Here is a 24,594-nt window from a genome sequence, read left to right as displayed (position 1 = left end):
GGGGCAATTTAGAGGACGGGACAGGGCCACCGATAATGAAAAGAACTGATCCACCGATAACCGCCGCTTATCCCTGCCAGCGCTTCGGCAACGGACTGGAAATCAATGGGGACCGTCACACTTCACCCGCCGTCAGTTCCTCCACCAGCAATCGTGCCGCAGGCGATAACGGCGCCGCGACCCGGTGCACGATGCCGAACGGCTCGCTCAGCGCCCGTAGCGGCACCGCAAGCGACACCAGCAACCCGCGCTGCTCGGCAAAGGCCGCCACCGCACGGGGAATGACTGCCACCAACGTCGGGTCATCTTCAAGCAGCATGAAGGTGGCGAAGGTGGAAAAGGTCTCCAGTGGATACCGTGACACCTCCACCCCCGCCTCGCTCAACTCGCGTTCCAGCGCTTGGCGCATGGGCATGTTGGCCGGATAAACCACCCAGCGATAATGGCTAAGGTCGCTGATCTTGAGTGCCGCCGCCCCGGCCAGCGGATGCTGCGGATGCGCGACCACCGCCAACGGCTCCTGGGCCAGTTCGACAAAGCCATATTCCGCCGCGTTACGGCCCAGCCCTGGCCGGCAGATGGCCAGGTCCAGGCGCCCTTCGTCCAGCTGGGCGAGCAGGTTGGCGCTGGTATTCTCGGCGATTTCCACTGCCAGCTGCGGCTGTTTGCGGCGCAAGCGCCCGAGGGCGCTGACCAGTGTGGGCATAGCCCCCATGATACTGCCCACCGCCAGCCGCCCGCCCTGGCCTTGGACGATGCCCAACACCTCTTCGCGCAGATGCCCCAGGTCGCTGTGGATCAGCCGCGCGTAGCGCACCACGCAGCGGCCCACGTCGTTGGCAACCAGGCCGCTGGGCATTCGCTGGAACAACGGTACGCCCAGCACCTCCTCGACCTCGCGCAGGGCCTTGGTGGCACCGGGCTGGGAAATGGCCATGGCTTCAGCTGCCTTATGCAGCGAGCCACAGCGGTCCAGCTCGATCAGCAAGCGCAACTGGCGAAGGCGCAGGCGAGAAAAAATGGCGTCCAGAGAAGGGATCATCAGGCAGGCTCGGCAGGGGTTTCGTCATGCCGAGCACTATAGAGCGTCGTCTGCGGGGGCGTGTTGAGTTTTGCGCAAATGACCCTTGATTGCAGAACGAATGCACGCACCTTTCTGCAGGCTGTTTTACCGCGGCGCACGACGTGCCAGGCAGGCATAGGCCAAGGCCAGTACACTGGCCGCCAGTATGCCAAGCAGTATCATCAGCTCACGGCTGTAACGGGCTACCATGGCCGGAAAACCGATGACCTCGCGGTACACCTGCACATGGGCCTCACCGTCGGCGTGGCTGATACTGACCCCGCCATGGCGGATCTGCGAGTAGTCGGCATCGAAATACACCCACACCTTGCAGGTGCCACCTGGCTCGATGACCGGGATATCAACCTGGGCGATGGCGGTTTCCAGCAGCGTGTCGTTGCCGGCAGCATCGCGCACCTGCACCAGGCCCTTGGCTGGCAGGCGGACTTTCACCTGCCGGACCTGCGCATCACCACTGTTGTGCAGTTCGATCAGCAGGCCGGTACGGTGGTCCACCAGCCCGGCCTCGAAAGGCTTGGCGAACAGCTGGGCATAAGGGGCCTGTGCCATTTCGATGAGCCGCTCGACCTGATCATGGGCCAGCTGGCCTTGAACGATACCGTTGATTCGCCCCTGCAACTGCTCGTACTTGAGCTGCTCGCTGGCCTTGCTGATCCGCTCGCTGAACTGGCTGGGGTAAGTGAGGTAGGCATAGGTCAGTGACGCCTCAAGGCGCGGATTGCCCCTGAGCAACGCGTAGGCGGCCAACAGGACCATCAGGCCGATCAGCACGGCGACGAGTAGCTTCCCCACCTTGTCCCAGCTCAATGCATGCTTCCTTCAGTCGTGTTACAGACGATTAAAACCGCCCAAGGGTGCCAAGTTCGCGCCCCCCAGGCAAGCCTGGCTAGGCTTCGCCCCCGCCTTCGCGCGCCTGACGCATCTGCAGCAGCTGGCCGTCGATCAGTGACTTGGCCATCCCGGCCAGGTAGTGCGTGGCCTTCATCATCACCTGGCGGTCTTCAGGCCTGTCGATGGCCTTGCGGGTAATTTCGGTGATGCAGCCCATGATGCCCGAAGCTTCCATCAGTGCGGTGCGTATTGGCAGTTGCGGTTTCATTTGCACCAGTTCGGCATCGCTGTTGCCAAAGCGGCTCGCGGCTTGCACGACATAGGGCTTGCTGCTGTTTTTCGGCGTTTCGCTGTCCATGTCCATTCCTCAAGGTTAGGCGCTTGCCGAGGCTAGGCCGCCGCCTACCCCATTACAATGACAAAGGGGTGGAAAGGGTGACTTTAGGAAATGGACTACAAGAACCCTGTACAGGGAGCGCCAAGCCACCGCTCAGCCCCCTTGACCCGCCCCCCGCAGTGGCGGACGATCAACCTCCCCCACACAAGGACGAACACCATGCTGCGGATACTGGGAAGAGCCTCTTCCATCAATGTGCGAAAAGTCCTGTGGGCCTGCGCCGAATTCGAGATCGCGTTCGAGCGCGAAGACTGGGGTTCTGGCTTCAAGGCCACTGACAGCACCGAGTTCCTCGCGCTGAACCCCAACGCCATGATTCCGGTGATCCAGGACGGCGACTTCACCCTGTGGGAATCCAATAGCATCATCCGTTACCTGGCCAGCCGCTACGGCGCCACCGCGTTCTATCCCGGCGAGGCCCAGGCGCGGGCGCGGATCGACCAGTGGATCGACTGGCAGGCCTCGGACCTGAACCGCTCATGGAGCTACGCGTTCATGTCGCTGGTCAGGCATTCGCCCGCTCACCAGGACCCGCAAGCACTGGCTGCCGGTTGTGCCGAGTGGTCACGCTACATGCGCATCCTCGACCGCCAGTTGGCCAGCACCGGTGCCTATGTGGCCGGCAGCCAGTTCACCCTGGCCGACATCCCGATCGGCCTGTCGGTCAACCGCTGGTTTGAAACGCCGTTCGAGCACCCACACCTGCCCGCGGTGCGCGATTACTACGAGCGCCTGAGCGAGCGCCCTGCCTATCACTTGCATGGCCGAAACGGTACCCCGTAGTACCCGCAAGGAAGTGTATCGAGGGGCGCAAAGCGCCCCAAGGTTCCGACCTGTTACACCGCAACCTGCCGCCCGGCTAGCCCCCCTCGCCCACGCCAGGCAAACAGCAGCACCAGTACCAGCCCCAGCGTCGCCATCGCAGCCCCCGCCAGGGAAATCGCCGGGTAGCCCAGCCCCGCGTTGATCACCGCGCCACCCAGCGCCGCACCGATCGCATTGCCCAGGTTGAACGCGCCAATGTTCACCGCCGAGGCCAGGTTGGGCGCATCCTTGGCCGCTTCCATGACCCGCATTTGCAGCGGCGGCACCAGGGCAAAGCTGGCCGCACCCCAGACCAGGATCGCCAGGGCGGTCGGCAGCGGCCAGTCCAGTACCAGCGGAAACACCAGCAGCACGGCAATCAGCCCAGCCAGTGACAGGATCAGGGTGCGATCGATCGAGCGGTCCGCCGCCTTGCCGCCCCATACGTTGCCCAAGGTCAGGCCGACACCGAACAGCACCAGCATCGCCGTCACGAAGGGGGTGGACGCCGCCGCTTCATGCTGCAGGATCGGCGCAATGTAGGTGAACACGGTGAACATTGCGCTGGAACCCACCACGGTCAGCAACAAGGCCGCCAGTACCGGCCTGCGGCCCAGCACACGGATCTCGGCCATGGCCCCCTCGCCCTTGGGCGACGCAACATTGGGCAGTGCGTACCAGAGTGTGGTCATCGCCACCAGGCCAAGCCCGGCAATACCCCAGAACGCCATGCGCCAACCCAGCATTTCACCCAACCAGGTCGCCAACGGCACGCCGCCGATGGTGGCCAGGGTCAAACCCATGAACATTGCAGCCACGGCCCCGGCGCGCTTCTCGGGCGGCACCACACTGGCCGCGACGATCGAGCCGATGCCAAAGAAGGCGCCGTGGTTGAGTGAAGTGACCACGCGGGCCACCAGCAGGCTGGCGTAGTCGCTGGCCAGGGCCGACATCAGGTTGCCCAAGGTGAAAATGGCCATCAGCCCGATCAACAAGTAACGGCGCGGGATCTTCACCGTGGCCAGGGTCATCAGCGGCGCGCCGATCAGCACGCCGAGGGCATAGGCACTGACCAGCAGCCCGGCAGCAGGAATGGAAACGCCAAGGTCGGTAGCGATACTGGGCAACATGCCCATGGGGGCGAACTCTGTAACGCCGATGCCGAAGGCACCGATGGCGAGTGCGACAAGCGGTGGATTGATACGCATGGCAAGCTCCTTATCTATGCCGCAAATGCTACGATCCGTTTAAAACGCGCACTAGACTGCATTTTTGCGAACCACCTTTGCTTTAGAGGCACAAATGGACTTCAGTGGCAGATCCGGCGAGATGGAGATTTTTGCCAAGGTGGCGCAAGCGGGCAGCCTGTCTGCTGCCGCCCGAGCGCTAGGCCTGACGCCCTCGGCGGTCAGCCGCATTCTCGCCCGCACCGAACAGCGCCTGGGTACCCGCCTGCTGCTGCGCACGACCCGGGCGCTCACCCTCACCCCCGAGGGAGAGGCCTACCTGCGCGGCGCACGGCGGGTGCTGGCGGACATGCTCGAAGTGGAAGAAGCCATCACTGACCAAGGCGTGCCACGCGGGCGCTTGCGGGTCAGCGCTGCGCTGGGCCATGCCCGGTTGACCGTAGTGCCGCTGCTGGCGGCCTTCAGCGCACGCTACCCGCAAGTGCTGGTTGACCTGACCCTCAGCGACGAGGTGGCCGACATACTCGGCGGCCAGGCCGACGTGGCGCTGCGCTTCGGTCACCTGCCGGACAGCTCGTTGAGCGCTCGCGCCATTGGCGAGACCGGCCAGGTAGTGGTGGCCTCGCCAGAATACCTGCAACGCTACGGTACCCCGCTTGAACCTGAAGACCTTGCCAGGCACAACTGCCTGCGCTTCAACTTCCGCCGCGCGATGCCTGACTGGCCGTTTCACCGCGACGGGCATACGTTCTCACTGAAGGTGAAAGGGAATATCGAATGCAGCAGCGGCGAGGCGCTGGCGCAGCTGGCCAGGCTGGGCGCCGGCGTGGCGCGTATCGGCACCTTTACCGTGGCCGATGACCTGGCCAACGGGCAACTGGTGCCGTTGCTGGAGGCTTACAACCCGGGTGATCGGGAACCGATTCATGCGGTGTTCGTCGGCGGCCCGGCGATGCCGGCACGGGTGCGGGTGTTTGTGGATTTTCTGGTGGAGCAGCTATCTGGTGGCCAGTAGAGCCGGCCTCGTGTCGCGACAGGGCCGCCAACGCATGGCGGTTGCATCACTGGGCGGCAGAGGCCGGTGCTGATGTGCAGCGACTGCAGCCTGATCTGACACCGATTCCCCCCGTTAGGTTATCTTCGACGCTTCCCTGTACCGCCCGGGCCAGACCACCATGCGCATTGTCATTCCCGACGACTACCAAGATGTAATCCGTACGCTCGATTGCTTCGGCAAGCTGAGCGGGCATGCTGTCAGCGTCCTTCATGAGCACCCGCCTGCCACGCTGGAACAACTTGCAGCACGTTTTGCCGATGCCGACGCCCTGGTACTCACCCGCGAACGCACACGCATCGACGCCGCCTTGCTCGACCGCCTGCCCAACCTCAAGCTGATCAGCCAGACCGGCAAGGTGTCCAGCCACCTCGACCTGGCTGCCTGCACCGCGCGCGGCATTGCCGTGACCGAGGGGCGCGGATCGCCGGTAGCGCCTGCCGAACTGGCCTGGGCGCTGATCCTCAATGCCCGCCGACAACTGCTGCCGGCCATTGATGCCTTCCGCCAAGGCCAATGGCAGGTCAACCTGGGCCAGGCGCTGGCCGGGCAGACGCTGGGCATCTGGGGCTATGGCAAGATCGGCCAGCGCCTGGCGCGTTATGCGCAGGCCTTCGACATGCCCGTGCTGGTGTGGGGCAGCGACAACAGCCGCGCCGCAGCCAAAGCCGATGGCCACGCTGCTGCCGCCTCGCGCGAGGCGTTTTTTGCCGAGGCGGATATTGTCAGCCTGAACCTGCGCCTTTCGGATCAGACACGCCATGGGGTGACCTTCGACGACCTGTCCCACATGAAGCCCGACGCCTTGCTGGTGAACGTCAGCCGCGCGGAACTGATTGCACCAGGCGCATTACTGCAGGCATTGGATGCCGGGCGGCCGGGCTACGCGGCGGTGGATGTTTATGAGGAGGAGCCGTTACTCGACCCGGCCCATCCACTGCTGCGCCACCCACGGGTACTCAGCACGCCCCACCTGGGGTATGTGGAGAAGAACGGCTACGAGCTGTACTTCGGTGACGCCTTCGACAATGTGCTGGCGTTTTTCGACGGGGTGCCGAAGAACGTCGCCAACCCGCAAGCCTTGGCAATTCAACGCTTGAACCCGGCGCAGCCTTGAAGTTGCACTACCCGAGCAAATGCAGCCCCAGCGTAAACACAGCCACGGCCAAGGCAACCAACGACACGGCATGACGCTCCAGATACGCGGGCCAACCGGCTGCTGACTGCGACGTGCATTCACATTGGCGCTCAGCCAGGCGGGTCAAGCGCGCCTCCACACTGTCCACGCGGTCTGCCTGGGTGCTCGCTGCCAGCGCGAGCTTCTTCAGCGCCGTGGTCACCGTGATGGACATCCCTTCCCGAGCCTGATTGCTGGCGGCCAGTTGCTGCTGGCACTGCTCAAGACGCTTGTGGATCGCCCCTTCCTTCTGCACACGGGCCAGGGTAGTTGCCACGAGCTTTTTGTTCAGCCCCTCGATACTGGCCAGCAGTGCTTCGTGCTCGGTGGCCTGCTGGGCCGACGCGTCTGCCTCAAGGTGGCTTTCGTGCATCGTGTTCCCATTCGCCTCGGCAAGCGGAGTCAGGGTGCCGTGTTCATGTAGCTGGTTCATCAATCACTGTCCGGATACTGCGGTAAGGGGCGAGAAGCTATCAAAATGACACTACCGGATCCACTGATCAGTCGCGCAATTGACGGCTTTCGTCAGAACGTGCGCGTACACTTGCCTTCATGCCACTCGCAGGAGCCGCTGCATGCCTTACCCCATTGAAGAAAAACTGGTCATCGGCGTTGCCTCGAGTGCGCTGTTCGACCTCTCCGTTTCCGATGACATCTACCAGACACAAGGTGTCGAGGCTTACCGCCAGCACCAGGAACAGAACCTGGACGAGCCGTTCCCCAGGGGTGTGGCGCTCCCGTTCATTCGCCGCTTCCTGAGCATCAACAAGGCGTTCCCCGACCAGTTGCCGGTGGAAGTGGTGCTGCTCTCGCGCAACTCGCCGGAAACCGGCCTGCGGGTGTTCCGCTCCATCAGCCACTATCAGCTGGACATCACCCGCGCGGCATTCATGTCGGGCCGCTCGCCCTACGAATACATCCCGGCGTTCAATGCCTCGCTGTTTCTCAGTGCCAACGAGGAAGATGTGCAAAAGGCCATCGACGCCAACTACCCTGCCGGGCGTGTACTGCCTACGCGCATCTACGATGATGAAATCGACACTGAGCTGCGGGTGGCCTTCGACTTCGATGGCGTGATTGCCGACGACGAGGCAGAGAGTGTTTACAAGCGCAACGACAACCTGGACGACTTTCAGGAACACGAGCGCGTGCACAAGGGCACCCCGCATTCGCCGGGGCCACTGGCAGACCTTTACCGCAAGCTTTCGCGGATACGCATGCTGGAGGACCGCAAGCTGGCCGAGGACCCGACGTACCAGCGGATTCTGCGCATTGCCATCGTCACGGCGCGCAACGCGCCTTCGCATGAGCGGGTGGTGACGACCTTGAAGGATTGGGGCGTATCCCCGGATGAGTGCTTTTTTCTAGGCGGCATGGATAAGCCCAGGGTGTTGTCGATATTGAAGCCGCATGTGTTTTTCGACGACCAGCGCACGCACCTGCAATCGCCAGCGGGAAACCTGCCGATGGTGCATGTACCGTTTGGGGTGGCGAACAGAGTGCGCTCGCCTCAGGCACCCGACGTGAAGCAGGATCAACTGCCGATCAGCGAATTGTCACGCGAACCGTAATCCGCCAGAGCGACACCCTTGACCCATGCGCGCTCGCCGCCGCATGCTCGAACGCTTCCACCCACGCTCAAGGAACGATTGCATGAAGCTGGAAACGCTTGCCATCCATGCGGGCTTCAGCCCCGACCCGACCACCAAGGCGGTGGCCGTACCGATCTACCAGACCACCTCCTTCGCCTTCGACGACACCCAGCACGGCGCCGACCTGTTTGACCTGAAGGTTGCCGGCAACATCTACTCACGCATCATGAACCCCACCAACGACGTGCTCGAGCAGCGCATGGCCGCCCTGGAAGGCGGGGTTGGCGCGCTGGCCGTAGCCTCGGGCATGGCGGCTATCACCTACGCCATCCAGACCGTCGCCGAAGCCGGCGACAATATCGTCTCGGTGGCCAAGCTGTACGGCGGCACCTACAACCTGCTGGCGCACACCCTGCCACGCATGGGTATCCACACCCGCTTCGCGGCCCATGACGATATCGCCGCCCTCGAAGCGCTGATCGATGCGCGTACCAAAGCGGTATTCTGCGAGTCCATCGGCAATCCCGCCGGCAATATCGTTGATATCGCTGCGCTGGCCGAGGCCGCCCACCGCCACGGGGTGCCGCTGATCGTCGACAATACCGTGGCCACCCCGGTGCTGTGCCGGCCGTTCGAGCACGGCGCCGACATCGTCGTGCACTCGCTGACCAAGTACATCGGCGGTCACGGCACCAGCATCGGCGGCATCGTCATCGACTCCGGCAAATTCCCCTGGGCCGAAAACAAGGAACGCTTCGCCCTGCTCAACACCCCCGACCCGTCCTACCACGGCGTCACCTACACCGAAGCCTTCGGGCCTGCCGCCTTCATCGGCCGCTGCCGTGTGGTGCCCTTGCGCAACACCGGCGCCGCGCTGTCGCCGTTCAACGCCTTCCTGATCCTGCAAGGCCTGGAAACCCTGGCCCTGCGCATGGAGCGCCATACCGAGAACGCGCTAAAGGTCGCCCATTACCTGCAAGCCCACGAGCAAGTGGCCTGGGTGAAGTTCGCCGGGCTGCCCGATCACCCCGAACATGAACTGGCCAAGCGCTACACCGGCGGCAAGCCGGCATCGATCCTGTCGTTCGGCATCAAGGGTGGCCAGGCGGCTGGCGCGCGCTTCATCGACGCGTTGCAGTTGGTGGTACGCCTGGTGAACATCGGCGACGCCAAGTCACTGGCCTGCCACCCCGCTTCCACGACCCACCGTCAGCTCAACGACGAGGAACTGGAGAAGGCCGGCGTGCCACGGGACATGGTGCGCCTGTCGATCGGCATCGAACACAGTGACGACATCATCGCCGACCTGGCCCAGGCCTTGGAGGCCAGCCGCGGCTGATTCCTCCGCGCCCTACCCAATGTCGAAGGCGGGCGCACCTTCATCAAGCCTGGATGCACCCGCAATGACCCTGTTTTACCTGAAACTCACCATCACCCCCCTGCTGATGTGGGCCATCTCCCTCGCCTCCCGGCGCTGGGGCGGCCTGCTAGGCGGATTGCTGTCCGGCTTGCCGATCACCTCGGCGCTGGTGATGACCTTCCTGTGCCTGGAACAGGGCACGGCCTTCGCCCTGGGCGCATTGCCCGGCGCACTGGGCGGCCTGGCGGCGGTGCAGGCCACCTACACCGTCTACCTGCTGGCCACGCGCACGCTCGGCATCGCCGTGGCCGTTCTGCTGGCATTGCTGTTCTATGGCCTGGCCGCCTATGCCTTTACCCACTGGGGCAACCTGTACCTGTCGATTGCAGTGGCGTTGGTGCTGATCGGCGTGCTGATCCGCGCCAGCGGCCGCGAGCCCAAACCTGATACCTTGGCCCGCCCCCGGCACCGGCACTGGGAAATCCCGTTGCGCATGGTATCTGCCACTTCCCTGCTGATGATCACCACCAGCCTGGCCAGTTGGCTGGGCCCGGCGACCAGCGGGATGCTGGCGCCGATTCCGGTGATTGCCTGGCCGCTGGTAGTGTTCGCCCATGTGCAGGGCGGGCGAGCCGGGATGGCGGCGATGGTGCGGGGGAATGCGATCGGCGCAGTGGGGGTGATTGCGTTCTATCTGGTCTTGGCGGGGCTGCTGGAAACGTGGGGCGTTGGCGTGACCATCGGGCTGGCCATGCTGTGCGCTGTGGTGCTGACCCTTGGGCTGGCCGCAGTGTTACGGCGGCGTTGATAGGCGGTTGGGCTGCTGCGCAGCCCATCGCAGGCAAGCCAGCGCCTGCAGGGACCGGGCGGACTGCTCGCACCTGCGGCCTTAGTCGAACGCCCCGTTCAACACCTCATAGATGATCCCGGTCGCCACGGCGACCAGTATCAGGTCTGCGCCTGCCTGCATCCACTCATACCCGTCATAGTGAGGCAACTGCCCCAGCAGACGGCCATCCAGTTTCTTGGCGATACCAGGTGGTAGGGGCTTGCCGCGGGCCAGGTTCTTCTGAATGCCTGGAGGCAATGCCGGGCCCGGGCTCCAGTAGTTGCGGTGACCTCCGAGGATGCCCAATACATCGCCACGGTCGATGGACGGGCCGCCGTGCCAGTCATTGCCGCCGGCACTCTGCTTGTGGCCGCCCGAATTACCCTGGCCCTGGGCGTGCGGCGCCTGACCCTTGCCGTGCCCCTGACCTTGGCCCTGGCCTTTGCCATTACCCGGGTCGGCGAGCACCGGGCCAGAGGCCAAGGCCACCGCCAATGAGGTGACAATGGCTGTCATGATTGTTGATCTGGCCATGTGAGCATCCTTTGCGCGAGAGGTTGCCCCACACTATAGACGGTGCGCACGCCTGCTTCACTTGCAACAGCCTCAGCAGGGGTGGCTGACAAGGCAGGCACGCTTCGGCCACAATCGGTCGCCTGGTCCACGCTGGGAAGCACTGCATGCTCACTACCCTCGCCATCGGCAACTACCGCTCGATCAACCACCTGGTACTGCCGCTGGGCCAACTCAACCTGGTGACCGGTGCCAACGGCAGCGGCAAATCCAACCTGTACAAGGCGCTGCGCCTGCTGGCCGAAACCGCACAGGGCGGCGTGGTCGAAGCCCTCGCCCGTGAGGGCGGGCTGGATTCGACCTGGTGGGCCGGCCCGGAAACCAGCGCACGAATGCGGCGCGGCGAAGTGCCCATCCAAGGCCAGCATCCGAGCGAAGCCAGGCGCCTGCGCCTGGGCTTTGCCACCGAGGACCTCGGGTTTGCCATCACCCTCGGCCTGCCAATTCCCCTGCCGTATCCGAGCGCGTTCATGCTCGACCCTGAAATAAAGTGCGAGGCCATCTGGGGCGCTGGCGCCTATCGCCCCTCTTCCTTGCTGGTCGAGCGCAAGAATGCCCTGGTGCGGGCCCGCGAGGGCAACCGCTGGGCAGTGCTCGATCAGCATGCTGACAGCGGCGAGAGCTTTTTCAACATCGTCGGCCGGCCACGCCAGGCACCGGAAATCGGTGACCTGCGCGCGTTCATCAACAGCTGGCGGTTTTACGATCACTTCCGGATTGACCGTGATGCGCCTTGCCGTCACCCCCAACTGGGCACTCGCTCGCCGGTACTGCATCACGACGGGCGCAACCTGGCCTCGGCGTTGCAGACCATTATCGAAATTGGCGATGTGGAGGATCTGGTGGAAGCGCTGAATGACGCGTTTCCCGGCAGCCGTCTGGAGATCAATGCGCCACCTGGCGGGCTGTTCAGTGTAAGGCTGCACCAGCACGGGCTTTTGCGCCCGCTCGAGGGTGCTGAATTGTCGGACGGCACCCTGCGTTATCTTCTGCTGATGGCTGCCCTGCTCACACCACGGCCGCCATCGCTGATGGTATTGAACGAACCGGAAACCAGTCTGCACGCAGACCTGCTCCCGGCCTTGGCACGGCTGATCATTCGTGCATCGGGCCGTAGCCAGGTTTGGGTGGTATCGCACAGTGCGCCCTTAATCAACGCGCTGGCAGCCTGTGACGGGTGCAATGTGCTAGAGCTGGAAAAAATACAAGGGCAAACCCAGCTGCGGGGGGTTGGGTTGCTGGATGAGCCGCTGTGGCGCTGGGCTGACTGAATTCAAGGACGGCACAAGCCCGGCATGACTAACCGGCCCCGGTAATCTCGTCCATGAACTGGGTAAGAAAGGTTTCAAGCCGGGTATGACGCTCGGCAGCAAGGCGAGCCCCTTCTTGGGTCTTAAAGCCCGAGGCGAGCTTGAGCAGTTTGGTCTGGAAGTGCTCGATGGCATACGCCCCGTCCTGGTACGCCCTCTGCTGCGCGAAAGGATTCTCGACGTCATAGAGCGCCGACCCCATTCGCCCGGCGACGTAAAAACACCGGGCAATACCCACCGCGCCTATGGCGTCAAGCCGGTCACTGTCCTGAAGGATGCAGGCCTCACGTGTCAGCGGTTCGAACCCCGCCGAGTAACTGTGCGTTTTGATCGCATGCACTACCTGCTCAACACGCCCGCTCGGCCAGCCCATCTCAGCAAGGACTGATGCAGCCTTGTTCGCCGACAACGTCGAGGCCTGCCCACGTAACGGCGAATGCTTTTCCACCGCCACACAGTCGTGCAGCACCGTCGCCGCAAGCAAGATTTCAAGGTCGCCACCCTCTACCCGCTGAATCCGGTGCGCATTGACCCACACGCGCTGAATATGGGCCAAGTCGTGGGAGCCATCATTCTGGTCAGACGGCAGATACTTCAGCAAGTCAGTGGCAAGGCACTGATAAGGAGCAAACGCTTCGCGGGTCATCTTCGGTAGGTTCCATTTCCGGTGAAAGCGCGGGTTCACGGGCGCCGTCCGTACGCTGCCCTGGGCAAGTACCGAGAGCCTGCATGTCGGTTTCAAAGCCTGTACAGCACTGGCAGGAGCAGCCTTGTGCTGCGATGAGGATATTACTGTCAAAGTAGATCCTCAGCCCTATCAGCACCTTGCTACTAAGTATTTCCGTCAACAACACGTTTGTTACTGGGAGCACTTGTATTCGATCAGCAAGGAGTCAATGGATGTCCGCTCGCTTTTCCTCCCCCGCCACCCGTATTCGCCAAACCGCGCTAGCGGTCGGCTTCGCGGGCTCGCTGCTGGGCACTGCACATGCTTGGGCCGAGCCTGTGGGTTACAGCATCCCGGCAGGGTCATTGGCTCACGCACTCGACCAGTTTGCCGACGCCAGCGGTGCAGTCATCAGTTTCAGCCAAGAAGAAGTCGCTGGCTTACACAGCAAAGGGCTGCACGGCAATTACGAACTGCATCAGGCGTTGGCAGAACTGCTGCAAGGCAGTGGCTTGCAGGTGCAGGCAGCGGGCGACAAGCACTTCATGCTGGTCAGCGCTGAGCAGGATGGCGCCATGGAGCTTGCGGCAACCACCGTCTCCAGCATGGCCCTGGGTGCCACCACCGAAGGCACCGGCAGCTACACCACCGGCTCGGTCAATACCGCAACCGGGCTGCGGCTGTCTGCACGCGAGACACCCCAATCGGTCAGCGTGGTCACCCGCCAGCAGATTGAAGACCAGAACCTGAACGATGTTGCCCAGGTGCTTGAACAGACACCAGGCGTGGTCGTTGACAGCATGGGGCCCGCCGGAAGCGACGCCAACCATATCTACGTGCGCGGCTTCGAGGTCGGCAGCATCCAGGTGGACGGCATCAACCGCCCCGATACCTTTGGCTTCAGGGACGACCTCTCCGACATGGTGTCCTATGACCGGGTAGAGGTAGTGCGCGGTGCCACGGGCCTGATGTCCGGCACTGGCGACCCGGGCGCCACCGTCAACCTGATCCGCAAGAAGCCGACCCTGGAAACACAACGCAAGCTGACCTTGAAAGCGGGCTCGTGGGACAACTACCGCACCGAACTGGACGTTTCTGGCAAGTTGACGCAAAGCGGCAATGTCCGCGGGCGCTTTGTCGCCTCCAATACCGACAGCCAGAGCTACGTCGACCGCCAGTCGCTGGAACGGCAGGTGGCCTATGGGGTGCTGGAGTGGGACATCACCGACAGCACGATGCTGACAGCAGGTGCGGAATATCAGGAGATGGACAACGACGGGGCAGGCAGCCACGGCTTCCCGATGTTCAATTCAGATGGCAGTCACTTCAGCCCCTCCCGCACGTTCAATTCAGCTTCGGACTGGAGCTATCACAAGCGTCGCACCAAGACGGTATTCACTACGCTGGAGCATCAACTGGACAACGGCTGGCAGTTGAGACTGAATGCCGAACACAGCCGTCGCAGCTATGACGACGCCTTTGCCACCGCGGCCAGCGGCACCGTCAATCCCGATGGCAGTGGCATCAGCACCTGGACGGGGCGTTGGGCCGGCGAGCCCCGGCAGACCTCGTTCGACCTGTCGGCGTCGGGCCCGTTCGCGCTGTCGTCCCGCGAGCACCAGGCCTATCTCGGGGCCAGTCACTACCGCGCCTACTACCGCAACGACGGTTACCCGCTGTGGGCGATCCAGACCATCGACAACATTTACACCTGGGACGGTTCGCTGGCGATACCAGACGCCATCCATGCCAAGTCCTCGGAAGATGCGCTGGATGAAACCCAGGACGGCCTGGTGGCTTCGGTACGCTGGAGCCTGGCGGATGACCTGTCGCTGGTTACCGGGGCGCGGCTGATCGACTGGAAACGCGACGAAACCTCTACCACCCTGTCGTCCGGCGCTACAAGCCGCACCTCACGTAGCGAAACCGGGGTCGTCACGCCCTACCTTGGCCTGGTGTATGACCTCAACGAGCACTGGTCGGCCTATGCCAGTTACACCACCATTTTCAAGCCGCAGAGCAACAAGGATATCAACGGTACCTACCTGGACCCGCTGGAAGGCGTGAACTACGAGCTCGGTCTGAAGAGTGAGTTCTGGGACCAGCGCCTGACCGCGGCTTTCAGCGTTTTCGAGGTGCACCAGGACAACCTGGCGGTAGCCGACGGAAGCAACCTGGCGCCAGACGGCAACCAGGCCTACCGTGCCGAATCGGGTACCAAGACACGTGGTTTCGAGATGGAAATGGCGGGCGAGATTTTGCCTGATTGGCAGGTCTCGGCCAGCTACACCTATGCGGTGAGCAAGGATTCGGATGGCGACCGCCTGAACACTGAAATACCGCGAGACACCTTGAAACTGTTCACCAGCTACCGCCTGGCGACCCTGCCACAGTTGAAGGTAGGGGGTGGTGTGCGCTGGCAGGGTACCGAGTATTACAAGAGCGCCGGGCCCAACAACGAAACGTTCACCCAGGACCCCTACAGCGTGGTCGACCTGATGGCTCAATATGCCTTCACGCCGCAGACCAGCGTTTCACTGAACCTCAACAACGTGTTGGACAAAACCTACTACACGGCGATTGGCGCGCGCGGCTGGTATGGCAGCCCACGCAGCGCCACGGCCACGTTGGTGTACGCGTTCTGACCCGCCAAGGCGACGCCTGATTGCCCCCTGAGTTCGCAGATCAGAACACCGACCATCCGATCCGCGAACTGAGCAGCTCAAGCGCCGCCATCCCGGCCAGGGAGTTGCCCGCCGCATTCAGCTCTGGCGACCACACGCATACGGTAAATTGCCCCGGTACGATCGCCACGATCCCGCCACCCACGCCACTCTTGCCAGGCAAACCCACCCTGAAGGCGAAATTCCCCGCCTCGTCATACAGCCCGCTGGTGGCCATGATCGAGTTCACTTGTTGGGTCTGGCGCCGCGTCAGGATCTGCTCACCGCTGTGCTTGCAGAACCCATCATTGGCCAGGAAGCAGAATGCCCGCGCCAGGTCCAGGCAGTTCATTTGCAGTGCGCAGTAACTGAAGTAACTGCGCAGCACCGTCTCGACCTCGTTATGGAAGTTGCCAAATGACTGCATCAGGTACGCCATGGCAGCGTTGCGCGCGCGAAACTGATATTCCGAATCAGCGACCCGGGTATTGATCGAGATGTGGGGGTTGCCTGAAAGCCGTCGGACAAAATCGCGCATCGACAACGTGGGGGCCGCGAAGCGCGACTGATTGATATCGCAGATCACCAATGCACCTGCATTGATGAACGGGTTACGCGGCCGCCCGCGCTCGAACTCCAGCTGCACCAGCGAGTTGAACGGCTGCCCCGAAGGCTCATGCCCCAGCCGCTCCCAAATGGTTTCTCCCGAATGGCCAATGGCCTGAACCAGGCTGAACACCTTGGAAATGCTCTGCACCGAGAATGGCACCTGCGCGTCGCCTGCGCAGTGGTAACTGCCATCGTTGCCATAGACAGCGATGCCCAGCTGGTTCGCCGGCACGTCAGCCAGCGCGGGAATGTAGTCAGCGACTTTGCCCTTGCCGATCAAGGGACGTACTTCTTCGAGAATCTCGTTCAACAGCGTTTGCATGGAAGGCCCTGTATCAATCCCCAGACGACGGCGAGGGGCATTCCTCTTGACGAAGACTGAGCGGGAGAGATCACACATTCAGAAACAAATCACCGTCAGCGTCGTCATCGCCAGGAAGATCGCCGCGCGTTACGGCCTTGAAGGCAGCTGTAATGCAGGGTCGGTTGCACAAACCCATGTCAGCACGGCCGGCAGTGATCGTCAGCGTTCGGCGGTGGTTACTGGGGGTTTCAAAAATGAACGGATACCGAAAGTGCACTGACCAGCAAACAGAGGCTCGCAACAGCCGTTAAATGCACGCGCATCGGCAGATACCACCCAGGCACGGCTTGCGCCAGTTTGCGATCCTGCCAAAGATGGCCGACAAAACCGAAGGTCAACACCAGACACCCCACCGGCACAGGCAGCAACGTGCCAACCCAACCGATCAGGGCCGGTATAACGCTCCACACCAGTCGCTCTTGACGCTGCTTTGCGGGCAAACCCTGCAACGTCATGGCAAACCCCCAGTGCAGGGCACCGACGAAGCTCAATATCACCGCGCCATAGCCAACCATCATCATCGAGAAAAACGCTCGATACTCAGCCCAAAAAAGGATGAGCGCCGTCAAGCCAATAAACGGCAGCAGACCGCCGTAACCCAAGACAGCGAAGCGGCTTGGAGATAACGCAGTAGCATCGGAATTCATCTGGGCGCCCCTTCGCGACGGTTCAGGACCGGACGTCAACTGTGTCGTCCAATGAGGTTCAGGAATTCGTGCCGCGTCGAGGGGGCGTCGCGAAATGCACCTAACATCACGGATGAAATCATCACCGAGTTCTGCTTCTCTACCCCGCGCATCATCATGCACATATGCTGGGCTTCGATCACGACCGCTACCCCTGCGGCATCCGTGACTTCCTGCACGGCATACGCAATTTGCCGCGTGAGGTTTTCCTGTATCTGTAAACGACGGGCGAACATATCCACTACGCGTGCAACCTTGGAAAGCCCTAACACGCGTCCTGTTGGCAGGTACGCGACATGCGCCTTGCCAATAAACGGCAACATGTGGTGTTCGCACAATGAGTAGAGTTCAATGTCACGCACCACAATCATTTCATCGTTTTCACTCTCGAACAGAGCACCGTTCACGACCTCGTGAAGATCCTGGGCATACCCGTTGCACAAGTACTGCATCGCTTTTGCCGCACGCTGGGGTGTGTCCAGAAGCCCTTCGCGCTGCGGGTTTTCACCAATACCGACCAGGATTTCATGATAGTGCTCGGCTAACGAATGTGACATTTGGACTCCTCACCGCTACAACGGTGCCCGCCATCGGGATGTGGTAGCCAGGCCAAGTGTGGCCTCAATCGACAGAACAGCCTGTAAAGCACCGAAAACAGGGGACGTAGCGGACGCCAAGCCAGTGGCGCGACCCACAGGCCCACATCGGCAGCACGCCAACTCCACAAGGTGGCGTCCAAGCCTGTAACCCACTGCCCGCTCGCGAACCTTCCATGCAGGCATGACCTCAGTTGCTCAACCGTCAAGCCCAACGCCCCTGCATCGAAATCATCAGCACTGATGTCAACCAGGATGAGCTTTCCCCCAGTCGATTGCCTGCGCAGGAAGGCTATCTCCCGAGCGCACAACGGGCAGGCGCCGTCAAAGTACAGGGTGAAGGGCCACTTACAATACATGTACAACCTCTCATGCTTGTACAGGTTTTTGTATAAGTTAGCTGAAACCAGGAAATTCGCAATGGGGGGGCTGGGAGGTGTTCGCCGGTGGGTTTGTGTTGCCGGTGAGATCGAGCGCCGCCACACCTCCCATGGCGGACACCTTCCACTCAAGGCCGCATGAGCGGCTCGATCCCGATCCATTTCTTCACGGGGTGATAGCAGAGCTTCAGCGGCGGAATCTGCACCTTGCGGCCCTGCACATCCAGTGCCCCCAGATGAATCGTCCACTTGGAATCTGCCTCGAACTTGTCCGTCTGAAAGATCACATAAGCCGAGCCATAGCGCTTGTTGTTGGTCATCCTGGGAATCATCCGGTGCACTTCATCGCTGTTGATGTCGTATGGCGATGGCCGGGCGGTCTTCTCATTCACCAACGGAAAGTCGTAGGTCTCGTTGATGCCCAAGTACACCTCGGGCCGCGCATTCAGGCGCGAGCCGTCTTCAAAGGTGATGTAAGCCTGACGGCTGTCGTACAGCACCGGTATCGGCGGCTCGCCACGCTTGGCATCGGTCGACGGGCGTTGGCGGTCTTTGTTGTAGGCGATCATTTGCACAAAGAATTCCTGCCGCGAGTACTTCTCGCCCGGGTACTGCACGTACAGGCTTTGCTCATAGCGCTTTTCGCCCCATAGGGCGGCGTGGTCGTAGAGGTAGGTTTCCAGGTAGAGGGTGGTCTCCCCCTGCGGGCCTGGCACTTTGAACTGGAACTCGGATTCGCAAAGGTCCGCGTAGGCGGCGCGTTCGCGTTTCCAGGGGACGCAGGCGGTCAATGAAGCGGCTGCCAGCAGCAGCATGAGAGAGAGTGTGCGTTGCAGGTTATTCATGACCGGCCCTGGTCCAGATGCGAATGGATCAGTTTCGAGGGCTGGGTCGCGCAAGTCCATGCTGACCATTTGCCATTATCGCGATACAGACAGCACACCTTGCAACCGCTCTGGAAGTGACCACAACGCCGCAACCGGATTTGCTAAGATCGCGGCCTTTCCGCTGGGTGAACTGCATGTTCACCCGAGCCATTTGCAGCCTGCTGGAAGACCCGATGAACAAACTGATCCTGCCTTTCGCCATCTTCGTTAGCGTCATCATCACAGGGAAGATCGCCGAGCATTACGGCCTGGAGGGCAGCTGGAAAGTCGGCCTGCTGTGCCTCGTTGCAGCTGCCGTCCAGATCGCGGTTACCCGCTTTCAGCGCCACCAGCGGCAGAAAGCCGAGCTTTGAAAGGCGCGGGGCCCTCTGGATGATCACGTTATGGGGACCTTTCTTTCACCCAATTTTCACAGTGGCTTGGGCAGGATGAAGCTATCCCTACGTGATAGTACTTAGCCCGCCTCGGCGGGCTTTCTTTTGCCCGCATGTTTCCTGTCGACGTTTTGGGGAACGGGAGCGGGTCGAAAAATCAGAAATTACCCCTTCCTTGTAGGCCATTTCCCAAAGATACTCCTCGCGCCTGATTTTCGTTGCACATGGAAATAGTCAGCCCTAGTCTCGGCCTGTCGCTGCCAATTCAGCGACCGGTTTTGACAGACCGCTGACGTTGTCCTCATGTGCTCGCTTTCATGGCGGCTGTACGTGTGGGCACCCTGTGGTGCGCCGAGTGCCAACGTCTCGGTCTGTCAACCCGCGTACAGCTGCCACCATCTTGTTTGACAGCAAGGTTGAGGTAGCTCCACTTTCCGACGTTGGAGTTACGCCATGCTCAAGATCGTTCCAGATCCACCCCACCGGTCCCTCTGCCTTGAAGACACCCTGATCCAGGCCACGGATTACGCGCTTTGCGCTGCAACTGTCGTGCATCAGGCAATGCTGCTGCAGCCCAAGTCACCCGCGTCGATTCTGATGATGACCTCGATGCATGAACTGGAGACCTTGAGAGCTTTGCTCGAGTCCGCAATAGCCCAGGTGCAGATGCCCACTGAACCTCGCACTACGCACTGACGTCTCGCTGATGTACTGCCTGGGCCGGCCTCTTCGCGGTTACCCCCTCACCGGCACTCCCTCAGCCTTGAAGACTGCCGTGCTCCCGTAGGAGCGGGTTCACCCGCGAATAGGCCCGTACAGGCTGAAGCAATCTTGGGGAAACTGAACAATGTCCACAGAAGAAACCAAATTCACCGTCGGCAAAACCACCTTCTACCAAGGTGAAAACCAGACCCATCCGCTGTTCCGCATCGAAGCCGGCATCCCTTGCCAAAGCGCCCGTGAACAGGCGTCCGAGCTGATGGGCTATGCACGGGACATGACTCTGGATGGATTGATGGAAGATAAACCTCAGTTGATCTGGGCTTCGCACTACCTTTGCGCGTTGGCCAAGGCGCTGATGGATGATGCTGAACTGGGCATGATGCGCTGAATGACTCATCATTGACTGGGTGCCTTCAAGACCTATGCGACTCCCGATTTTGAAGGCGACCCAACGACCTAGCTCCTTGCCTCTTTTCTTGCTGGACGCGGTCCAAGATTCAGTTCCATCGACTGAGACATCAAAGCCGAACCCTCACGCAAAGGCTCCGGTGCTTTGGCCTCAGAAGCGCTCATCACCGATAGCCGGCAAGATCAGCTCCCGTACGAACGAAGCCCCGGACAAGCGCAACAGCGCGTCGACCATAGTGACCACATCATGCACCGGTACCTGGCGCCGCTCGCCACGTGCTGCGGCTTGCGCCAATGGCGTGTTCAGGGAGTCGTCGGTATTGAGATAACCCAGTTGGAGCACGGTCACCGCCAGGTTGTCATCCCTGAAACCTTCGCGCAGCGCATCAGCCATGCCGTTGAGGGCGAACTTTGAGGCGCCGAACGCTACCTCGGGGCGCCCACTCTGGCGAAGAGCTGAGGTCGAACCGGTGAGGATCAACTGCGGCCGGGGCGCACCAAGCAACTTGGGCACCAGGCGCTTGAGCAAAAGCAGCGTGGCCGTGATATTCACCTCGACCAGGCTGGTGATCGATTCGTCGCTGTCGTCAAGGAAGGCATAGTGCTCGCTGAAGGCGTGTTCTTCCCAAATGCCAACGTTGTAGATCAGGACATCCAGATCGGCAGGTGCCCGATCCGCGATCTGTGCTACAGCCGCCGTTGGCTTGGCAAGGTCGGCATCGACCCACTGCAGGTCGATGCCCGGGGCAAGGGCCAAGTCTGACGGCTGTTTGCGTGATACGCCGATCAGCGTGTCCCCTAGCTTGCCGAGCCCTTCGAGCAAAGCCCGGCCCAACCCTCTTCCGGCGCCTACGATCATCATCTTCATCTGTTGCTCCTTTTAACTGAAATGCTGCAAGCTTCCCTGGGCCGCTCAACTCCACCGAACATTCAGTACGACGAAGTGCAGCAGGATCCAGACCATCAACAGCAGATGGGTCAGTTGCAACCCTTCCTGGCGGATCCAGTAGCCGAACCATATCCCGCCCAGCAGCATCGCAAGCAGGAACCCGAGCGCTGCGCTCAAGGCCAGGTTCAACCAGGGCCGCGCCACCTCCAAGCCGGCGCCAAGCAGCAGTTCATAGCAGCCAACCCAAGCCGCGAGAGCGGCGGCTGCCTGTGTCAGCACTATGATCGACAAGGCCAAGCGATGGATGGCGTGAGAGGTCATCGCTCTCACCAGCAGAGGGAGGCTGATTGCGGGAGGTTGGGCCAGCGGCGCCATCGACATGGTCTCCCCGATCGCCCCGGCTGAGCTGGCAAAGGCCTGCAGGTTGTTGATCAGGCTGATACTCAGCCACAGGCTCAAGCCAATGCAGCAGGTGATCTGGAAAATCAGCAGTGAAGTCGGAGTGTCCATTCCTGGTCCTTTGTGAGTTCGTTTCCGAAAGCAGCGAGAGCGTCCGGACGCCACTCTAAAACCTTGACTTAACTCGAGGTCAATACCGGATTTCCAATAAGGCTGCCTGGGGCGACAACCTCAACCGTTCGTTCAAGCCGTCTGTAGGTCTGAGAAGTTTGTCGAGGTCTTGGGCGACCGACCGAGCCGCGCCGATCAACGCCGCAGGTATACCCACTGGAGGATCCGGGATAGAGCCAACCGGTTTGCTATGCTCTCTATTCCGGCTGACCTGGCCTGAAGGCGCCGAGCGTGTGCGGCATTGGTCAAGATGCTTGAGAGTTTTCTATCCGCATTTGTGAAAAAACGAACCAAGGAGTGGAGTAACAGACATGCCAGCTTGTCCCCTACCCTCTGATGAAGCACTTCGTCAGCGCACACTTGATGACATGGACTTGGTCGATACGCCGGCCGAGCATTATCTTGATACCTTGGTACGACTCACCCAAGAACTAGCCCAGGTGGAGACCGTTCTGATCAGCCTAATCGATCAGGATCGGCAGTGGTTCAAGGCTCGAATCGGTATCGAGGTAAGCGAGACGAAGCGCAATGTGTCTTTTTGCGGCTACGCGATTCTCGGTGAAGATACCTTGATGGTTTCCGACGCCAGGTGCGATACACGCTTCGAGGACAATCCCCTCGTGCTGAACCCACCCTATATCCGGTTCTATGCGGGCCACCCGTTACGTGCCTCAAATGGCAAAGCCATTGGCACCCTGTGCATGTTCGATCCTCGGCCGCGGAAGCTCAGCGAAGCGCAACAGGCTAATTTTCGGGACTTAGCCACGCTCACCGAGGGTTATTTGCAACTGCGGAGCCTAGCTCAGGTCAATCGCGCTCTGCGTGTTGAAATGGATCGCGGGCAGCGCAGGGCTTTGCTTGATCCTTTGACACAACTATGGAACCGCGGGGCATTGGCAGCATTTCAGAACCGAGAGCTTCGTTTGGCTGAGGAGCGAGGTTTACAGCTAGGTGCCGTATACGCAGACCTCGACCGTTTCAAATCGGTCAATGACGAGCATGGCCACGATGCCGGCGATAAAGTGCTCTGCGAGTGCGCCCGCCGACTGCGGGCTACGCTTCGGCCAGATGACCTGCTGGTACGCCAAGGAGGAGAGGAATTCGTGGCCTTGCTACGGGTTAAAGATAGCCAAGAATTAACGCAGATTGCGGAGCGCTTGCGTCAGTCAATCGGCAGCGCGCCGTTTCTGTTACCCGGCGGCCCTCGGAAGATGACCATGAGCATCGGATGCGCCCTGCTCACCCAGGGTGAGCAGATTGATGATGCAATAAAGCGCGCTGACGGCGGTCTCTATGCGGCCAAACATGGGGGGCGTGACCAGGTTGTCTATGTGCCAGCGTTATCCTGAGGAAGTTGAGTCTCGGTAACATGGGGCGAGACTCTCCCTATACGAGATGCGCTAGCGTATTGGCCACCCCGGTCTCCAAGTGGGTTCTCCTTCGCAAGCGTGTCGAGCCAAGGCCGCCCTGGAGGCGCTGATTCGCGCCGCCGGGGCAGTTCGGAGCTCATCCCTGAGTTTTTTTGCTGCGGTACTCGGTGGTGGTCATGCCGGCGTAGCCCCAGTTATCGGTGTCGACCTCCTCGATCACGATATGGGTGAGCTCAGGTTTCTTTCCGAGCACTCGCTGCAAGGTCTCTGTGATTTCCTTGATGACCTGGGCTTTCTGATCACGAGTGACGCCGTCGCGAGTGATGCGGACGCTGACGAAGGGCATGGTATTACTCCTATGGGGTGGGGAATTCAGGGCAAGGAGGCGGGATGCCTCCCCGTTACGTTCAGCCTATTACCATTTGCCGACACTCATACCGCCGTCGACCGGCAACACCACGCCCGTGGTGAACCCGGCGTTGGCCAGGTAAAGCACGGCGTCGGCAATGTCGCTGACGCGGCCGATGTGTCCGGCCGGTTGCAGGCCGTTTAGGAAGTCGAAGCTGGCCGGATCGTGCATCGGCGTCTCGATGATGCCGGGAGCCACCGCGTTAACCTGGATGTTGTGCGACGACAGCTCCAGCGCCAGGGCGCGGGTGACCTGGTTGAGGCCCCCCTTGATCAGCACCGGCAGGGCGGCGGGCACGGCGATGTTGGGTTGCAGCGCCACGGCAGCGGTGATGTTGATGATGTGACCCTGGCGCCGCTCGATCATGTGCGCGGCGGCGGCCTGGGAGGCGTAGACCACGCCCTTGAGGTTGGTCTCCAGCATGCCTTGGATGTCTTCCGGGCTGTATTCGATGAAGGGTTTGGGCAGGAAGAAGCCAGCGTTGTTGACCAACACGTCGACCTGGCCGAAGGCATCGATGCTGGCCTGAATCAGGCGGCGGGCGGTCTCAGGCTTGGCGATGTCGCCGGCCACGCCGATGAAGGCGGGGCTGTCCAGTTGTGCCTTGGCCTCAGCGAGGCGTCCGGCGGAGCGGGCATTGCCGACCACATTGAAGCCACTGGCGAGGAAAGCCTTGGCCAGGCCGAAGCCGATGCCGCTGGAGGCGCCGGTGATCACTACCGTTTTGCTGTTGCTCATGTCGTTTCTCCCAATCAGGTGGCGCCGAAGTGCGCCGTTGGGAGGACTATATTTTTGCTTCAG

Annotated in this window: 28 protein-coding genes; 12 read left to right on the top strand and 16 right to left on the bottom strand. The window is 61.4% G+C overall.

Features of this window, described 5'->3' with window-relative positions; translation table 11 throughout:
• Positions 1-115: 115 nt before the first annotated feature.
• The 3 genes from C4Q27_RS23210 to C4Q27_RS23200 form a co-directional block, all read right to left on the bottom strand.
• Positions 116-1,042, bottom strand: a complete 927-nt coding sequence (locus tag C4Q27_RS23210) for a LysR family transcriptional regulator (RefSeq protein ID WP_020189917.1) — start codon at positions 1,040-1,042, stop codon at positions 116-118.
• A 126-nt stretch (positions 1,043-1,168) separates the two neighbouring features.
• Positions 1,169-1,891, bottom strand: coding sequence for a hypothetical protein (locus C4Q27_RS23205; RefSeq protein ID WP_064490798.1), 723 nt, complete (start codon positions 1,889-1,891; stop codon positions 1,169-1,171).
• 79 nt (positions 1,892-1,970) lie between these two features.
• Complete coding sequence (locus C4Q27_RS23200) at positions 1,971-2,273, bottom strand: DUF3077 domain-containing protein (protein ID WP_104887406.1); 303 nt, start codon at positions 2,271-2,273, stop codon at positions 1,971-1,973.
• Positions 2,274-2,471: 198 nt separating this feature from the next.
• On the opposite strand from C4Q27_RS23200, the gene C4Q27_RS23195 reads away from it, so the two are divergent.
• Positions 2,472-3,095, top strand: coding sequence for a glutathione S-transferase family protein (locus C4Q27_RS23195; protein ID WP_010953466.1), 624 nt, complete (start codon positions 2,472-2,474; stop codon positions 3,093-3,095).
• 53 nt (positions 3,096-3,148) lie between these two features.
• On the opposite strand, the gene C4Q27_RS23190 is transcribed toward C4Q27_RS23195, so the two are convergent.
• Positions 3,149-4,324, bottom strand: coding sequence for an MFS transporter (locus tag C4Q27_RS23190; RefSeq protein WP_104887405.1), 1,176 nt, complete (start codon positions 4,322-4,324; stop codon positions 3,149-3,151).
• Between the two features lie 94 nt (positions 4,325-4,418).
• On the opposite strand from C4Q27_RS23190, the gene C4Q27_RS23185 reads away from it, so the two are divergent.
• Entirely contained in the window at positions 4,419-5,318 is a 900-nt protein-coding gene (locus C4Q27_RS23185) for a LysR substrate-binding domain-containing protein (RefSeq protein ID WP_060489578.1), read from the top strand.
• Positions 5,319-5,478: 160 nt separating this feature from the next.
• Entirely contained in the window at positions 5,479-6,474 is a 996-nt protein-coding gene (locus C4Q27_RS23180) for a D-2-hydroxyacid dehydrogenase family protein (protein WP_064490802.1), read from the top strand.
• Positions 6,475-6,481: 7 nt separating this feature from the next.
• On the opposite strand, the gene C4Q27_RS23175 is transcribed toward C4Q27_RS23180, so the two are convergent.
• On the bottom strand, positions 6,482-6,967 hold the full coding sequence (locus C4Q27_RS23175) for a hypothetical protein (protein WP_064490803.1): 486 nt from the start codon (positions 6,965-6,967) through the stop codon (positions 6,482-6,484).
• A 142-nt stretch (positions 6,968-7,109) separates the two neighbouring features.
• Here C4Q27_RS23175 and C4Q27_RS23170 point away from each other — a divergent pair, with 142 nt between their 5' ends.
• From C4Q27_RS23170 to C4Q27_RS23160, 3 genes are all read left to right on the top strand, one after another.
• The gene (locus C4Q27_RS23170) at positions 7,110-8,105 is read left to right on the top strand and encodes a 5'-nucleotidase (RefSeq protein ID WP_064490804.1); all 996 of its coding nucleotides are present in this window, start codon (positions 7,110-7,112) and stop codon (positions 8,103-8,105) included.
• A gap of 82 nt (positions 8,106-8,187) precedes the next feature.
• Positions 8,188-9,465 (top strand): bifunctional O-acetylhomoserine aminocarboxypropyltransferase/cysteine synthase, encoded by a 1,278-nt coding sequence (locus tag C4Q27_RS23165; RefSeq protein ID WP_064490805.1) that lies wholly within the window; start codon positions 8,188-8,190, stop codon positions 9,463-9,465.
• 64 nt (positions 9,466-9,529) lie between these two features.
• Positions 9,530-10,294, top strand: coding sequence for a hypothetical protein (locus C4Q27_RS23160; protein WP_064490806.1), 765 nt, complete (start codon positions 9,530-9,532; stop codon positions 10,292-10,294).
• 81 nt (positions 10,295-10,375) lie between these two features.
• Here the strand turns inward: C4Q27_RS23160 and C4Q27_RS23155 are convergent, their stop codons facing one another.
• Positions 10,376-10,849 (bottom strand): anti-virulence regulator CigR family protein, encoded by a 474-nt coding sequence (locus tag C4Q27_RS23155; protein ID WP_029380671.1) that lies wholly within the window; start codon positions 10,847-10,849, stop codon positions 10,376-10,378.
• 146 nt (positions 10,850-10,995) lie between these two features.
• Between C4Q27_RS23155 and C4Q27_RS23150 the strand changes: the two genes are divergently transcribed.
• Positions 10,996-12,159 carry an AAA family ATPase gene (locus C4Q27_RS23150; RefSeq protein ID WP_104887404.1) on the top strand — a complete coding sequence of 388 codons (1,164 nt, stop codon included), beginning with the start codon at positions 10,996-10,998 and terminating at the stop codon, positions 12,157-12,159.
• Between the two features lie 28 nt (positions 12,160-12,187).
• On the opposite strand, the gene C4Q27_RS23145 is transcribed toward C4Q27_RS23150, so the two are convergent.
• Positions 12,188-12,844: an HD domain-containing protein gene (locus C4Q27_RS23145; protein ID WP_104887403.1), complete on the bottom strand. Its 657-nt coding sequence runs from the start codon at positions 12,842-12,844 to the stop codon at positions 12,188-12,190.
• A 254-nt stretch (positions 12,845-13,098) separates the two neighbouring features.
• Between C4Q27_RS23145 and C4Q27_RS23140 the strand changes: the two genes are divergently transcribed.
• The gene (locus C4Q27_RS23140; protein WP_104887402.1) at positions 13,099-15,510 is read left to right on the top strand and encodes a TonB-dependent receptor; all 2,412 of its coding nucleotides are present in this window, start codon (positions 13,099-13,101) and stop codon (positions 15,508-15,510) included.
• Between the two features lie 40 nt (positions 15,511-15,550).
• Here C4Q27_RS23140 and glsB read toward each other — a convergent pair whose 3' ends face one another.
• The 5 genes from glsB to C4Q27_RS23115 all read right to left on the bottom strand — a co-directional run bounded on the left by glsB (position 15,551) and on the right by C4Q27_RS23115 (position 19,008).
• On the bottom strand, positions 15,551-16,459 hold the full coding sequence (gene glsB / locus C4Q27_RS23135) for a glutaminase B (protein WP_104887401.1): 909 nt from the start codon (positions 16,457-16,459) through the stop codon (positions 15,551-15,553).
• A 230-nt stretch (positions 16,460-16,689) separates the two neighbouring features.
• On the bottom strand, positions 16,690-17,148 hold the full coding sequence (locus C4Q27_RS23130) for a DUF3429 domain-containing protein (RefSeq protein WP_104887400.1): 459 nt from the start codon (positions 17,146-17,148) through the stop codon (positions 16,690-16,692).
• Positions 17,149-17,183: 35 nt separating this feature from the next.
• The gene (gene folE / locus C4Q27_RS23125) at positions 17,184-17,744 is read right to left on the bottom strand and encodes a GTP cyclohydrolase I FolE (RefSeq protein WP_003250704.1); all 561 of its coding nucleotides are present in this window, start codon (positions 17,742-17,744) and stop codon (positions 17,184-17,186) included.
• Positions 17,729-18,142: a thiol-disulfide oxidoreductase DCC family protein gene (locus tag C4Q27_RS23120; RefSeq protein ID WP_081273128.1), complete on the bottom strand. Its 414-nt coding sequence runs from the start codon at positions 18,140-18,142 to the stop codon at positions 17,729-17,731. The genes folE and C4Q27_RS23120 overlap by 16 nt, the downstream gene beginning before the upstream one ends.
• Before the next feature lie 149 nt (positions 18,143-18,291).
• Positions 18,292-19,008, bottom strand: a complete 717-nt coding sequence (locus C4Q27_RS23115; protein WP_014591527.1) for a hypothetical protein — start codon at positions 19,006-19,008, stop codon at positions 18,292-18,294.
• Between the two features lie 176 nt (positions 19,009-19,184).
• On the opposite strand from C4Q27_RS23115, the gene C4Q27_RS23110 reads away from it, so the two are divergent.
• The 3 genes from C4Q27_RS23110 (at position 19,185) to C4Q27_RS23100 (ending at position 20,535) form a co-directional block, all read left to right on the top strand.
• Entirely contained in the window at positions 19,185-19,403 is a 219-nt protein-coding gene (locus C4Q27_RS23110) for a hypothetical protein (protein ID WP_014591528.1), read from the top strand.
• Between the two features lie 474 nt (positions 19,404-19,877).
• Positions 19,878-20,120, top strand: coding sequence for a hypothetical protein (locus C4Q27_RS23105; protein WP_014860884.1), 243 nt, complete (start codon positions 19,878-19,880; stop codon positions 20,118-20,120).
• A gap of 151 nt (positions 20,121-20,271) precedes the next feature.
• Positions 20,272-20,535: a DUF3077 domain-containing protein gene (locus C4Q27_RS23100; protein WP_003250694.1), complete on the top strand. Its 264-nt coding sequence runs from the start codon at positions 20,272-20,274 to the stop codon at positions 20,533-20,535.
• 171 nt (positions 20,536-20,706) lie between these two features.
• Here C4Q27_RS23100 and C4Q27_RS23095 read toward each other — a convergent pair whose 3' ends face one another.
• Both C4Q27_RS23095 and C4Q27_RS23090 read right to left on the bottom strand, forming a co-directional pair.
• Complete coding sequence (locus tag C4Q27_RS23095) at positions 20,707-21,423, bottom strand: SDR family oxidoreductase (protein WP_104887399.1); 717 nt, start codon at positions 21,421-21,423, stop codon at positions 20,707-20,709.
• A gap of 45 nt (positions 21,424-21,468) precedes the next feature.
• Positions 21,469-21,954, bottom strand: a complete 486-nt coding sequence (locus tag C4Q27_RS23090) for a DUF2165 domain-containing protein (protein ID WP_064490813.1) — start codon at positions 21,952-21,954, stop codon at positions 21,469-21,471.
• A gap of 371 nt (positions 21,955-22,325) precedes the next feature.
• Here C4Q27_RS23090 and C4Q27_RS23080 point away from each other — a divergent pair, with 371 nt between their 5' ends.
• Positions 22,326-23,363, top strand: coding sequence for a sensor domain-containing diguanylate cyclase (locus tag C4Q27_RS23080; protein ID WP_064490814.1), 1,038 nt, complete (start codon positions 22,326-22,328; stop codon positions 23,361-23,363).
• Between the two features lie 157 nt (positions 23,364-23,520).
• Here the strand turns inward: C4Q27_RS23080 and C4Q27_RS23075 are convergent, their stop codons facing one another.
• Together C4Q27_RS23075 and C4Q27_RS23070 are read right to left on the bottom strand one after the other, a co-directional pair.
• Positions 23,521-23,730: a 4-oxalocrotonate tautomerase family protein gene (locus tag C4Q27_RS23075; protein ID WP_014753565.1), complete on the bottom strand. Its 210-nt coding sequence runs from the start codon at positions 23,728-23,730 to the stop codon at positions 23,521-23,523.
• Positions 23,731-23,799: 69 nt separating this feature from the next.
• Positions 23,800-24,531: an SDR family NAD(P)-dependent oxidoreductase gene (locus tag C4Q27_RS23070; RefSeq protein ID WP_014591532.1), complete on the bottom strand. Its 732-nt coding sequence runs from the start codon at positions 24,529-24,531 to the stop codon at positions 23,800-23,802.
• Positions 24,532-24,594 lie beyond the last annotated feature (63 nt).

The organism is Pseudomonas sp. SWI36, from assembly GCF_002948105.1.
Lineage (GTDB): Bacteria > Pseudomonadota > Gammaproteobacteria > Pseudomonadales > Pseudomonadaceae > Aquipseudomonas > Aquipseudomonas alloputida.
This window is presented reverse-complemented; position numbering and strand designations above follow the sequence as displayed.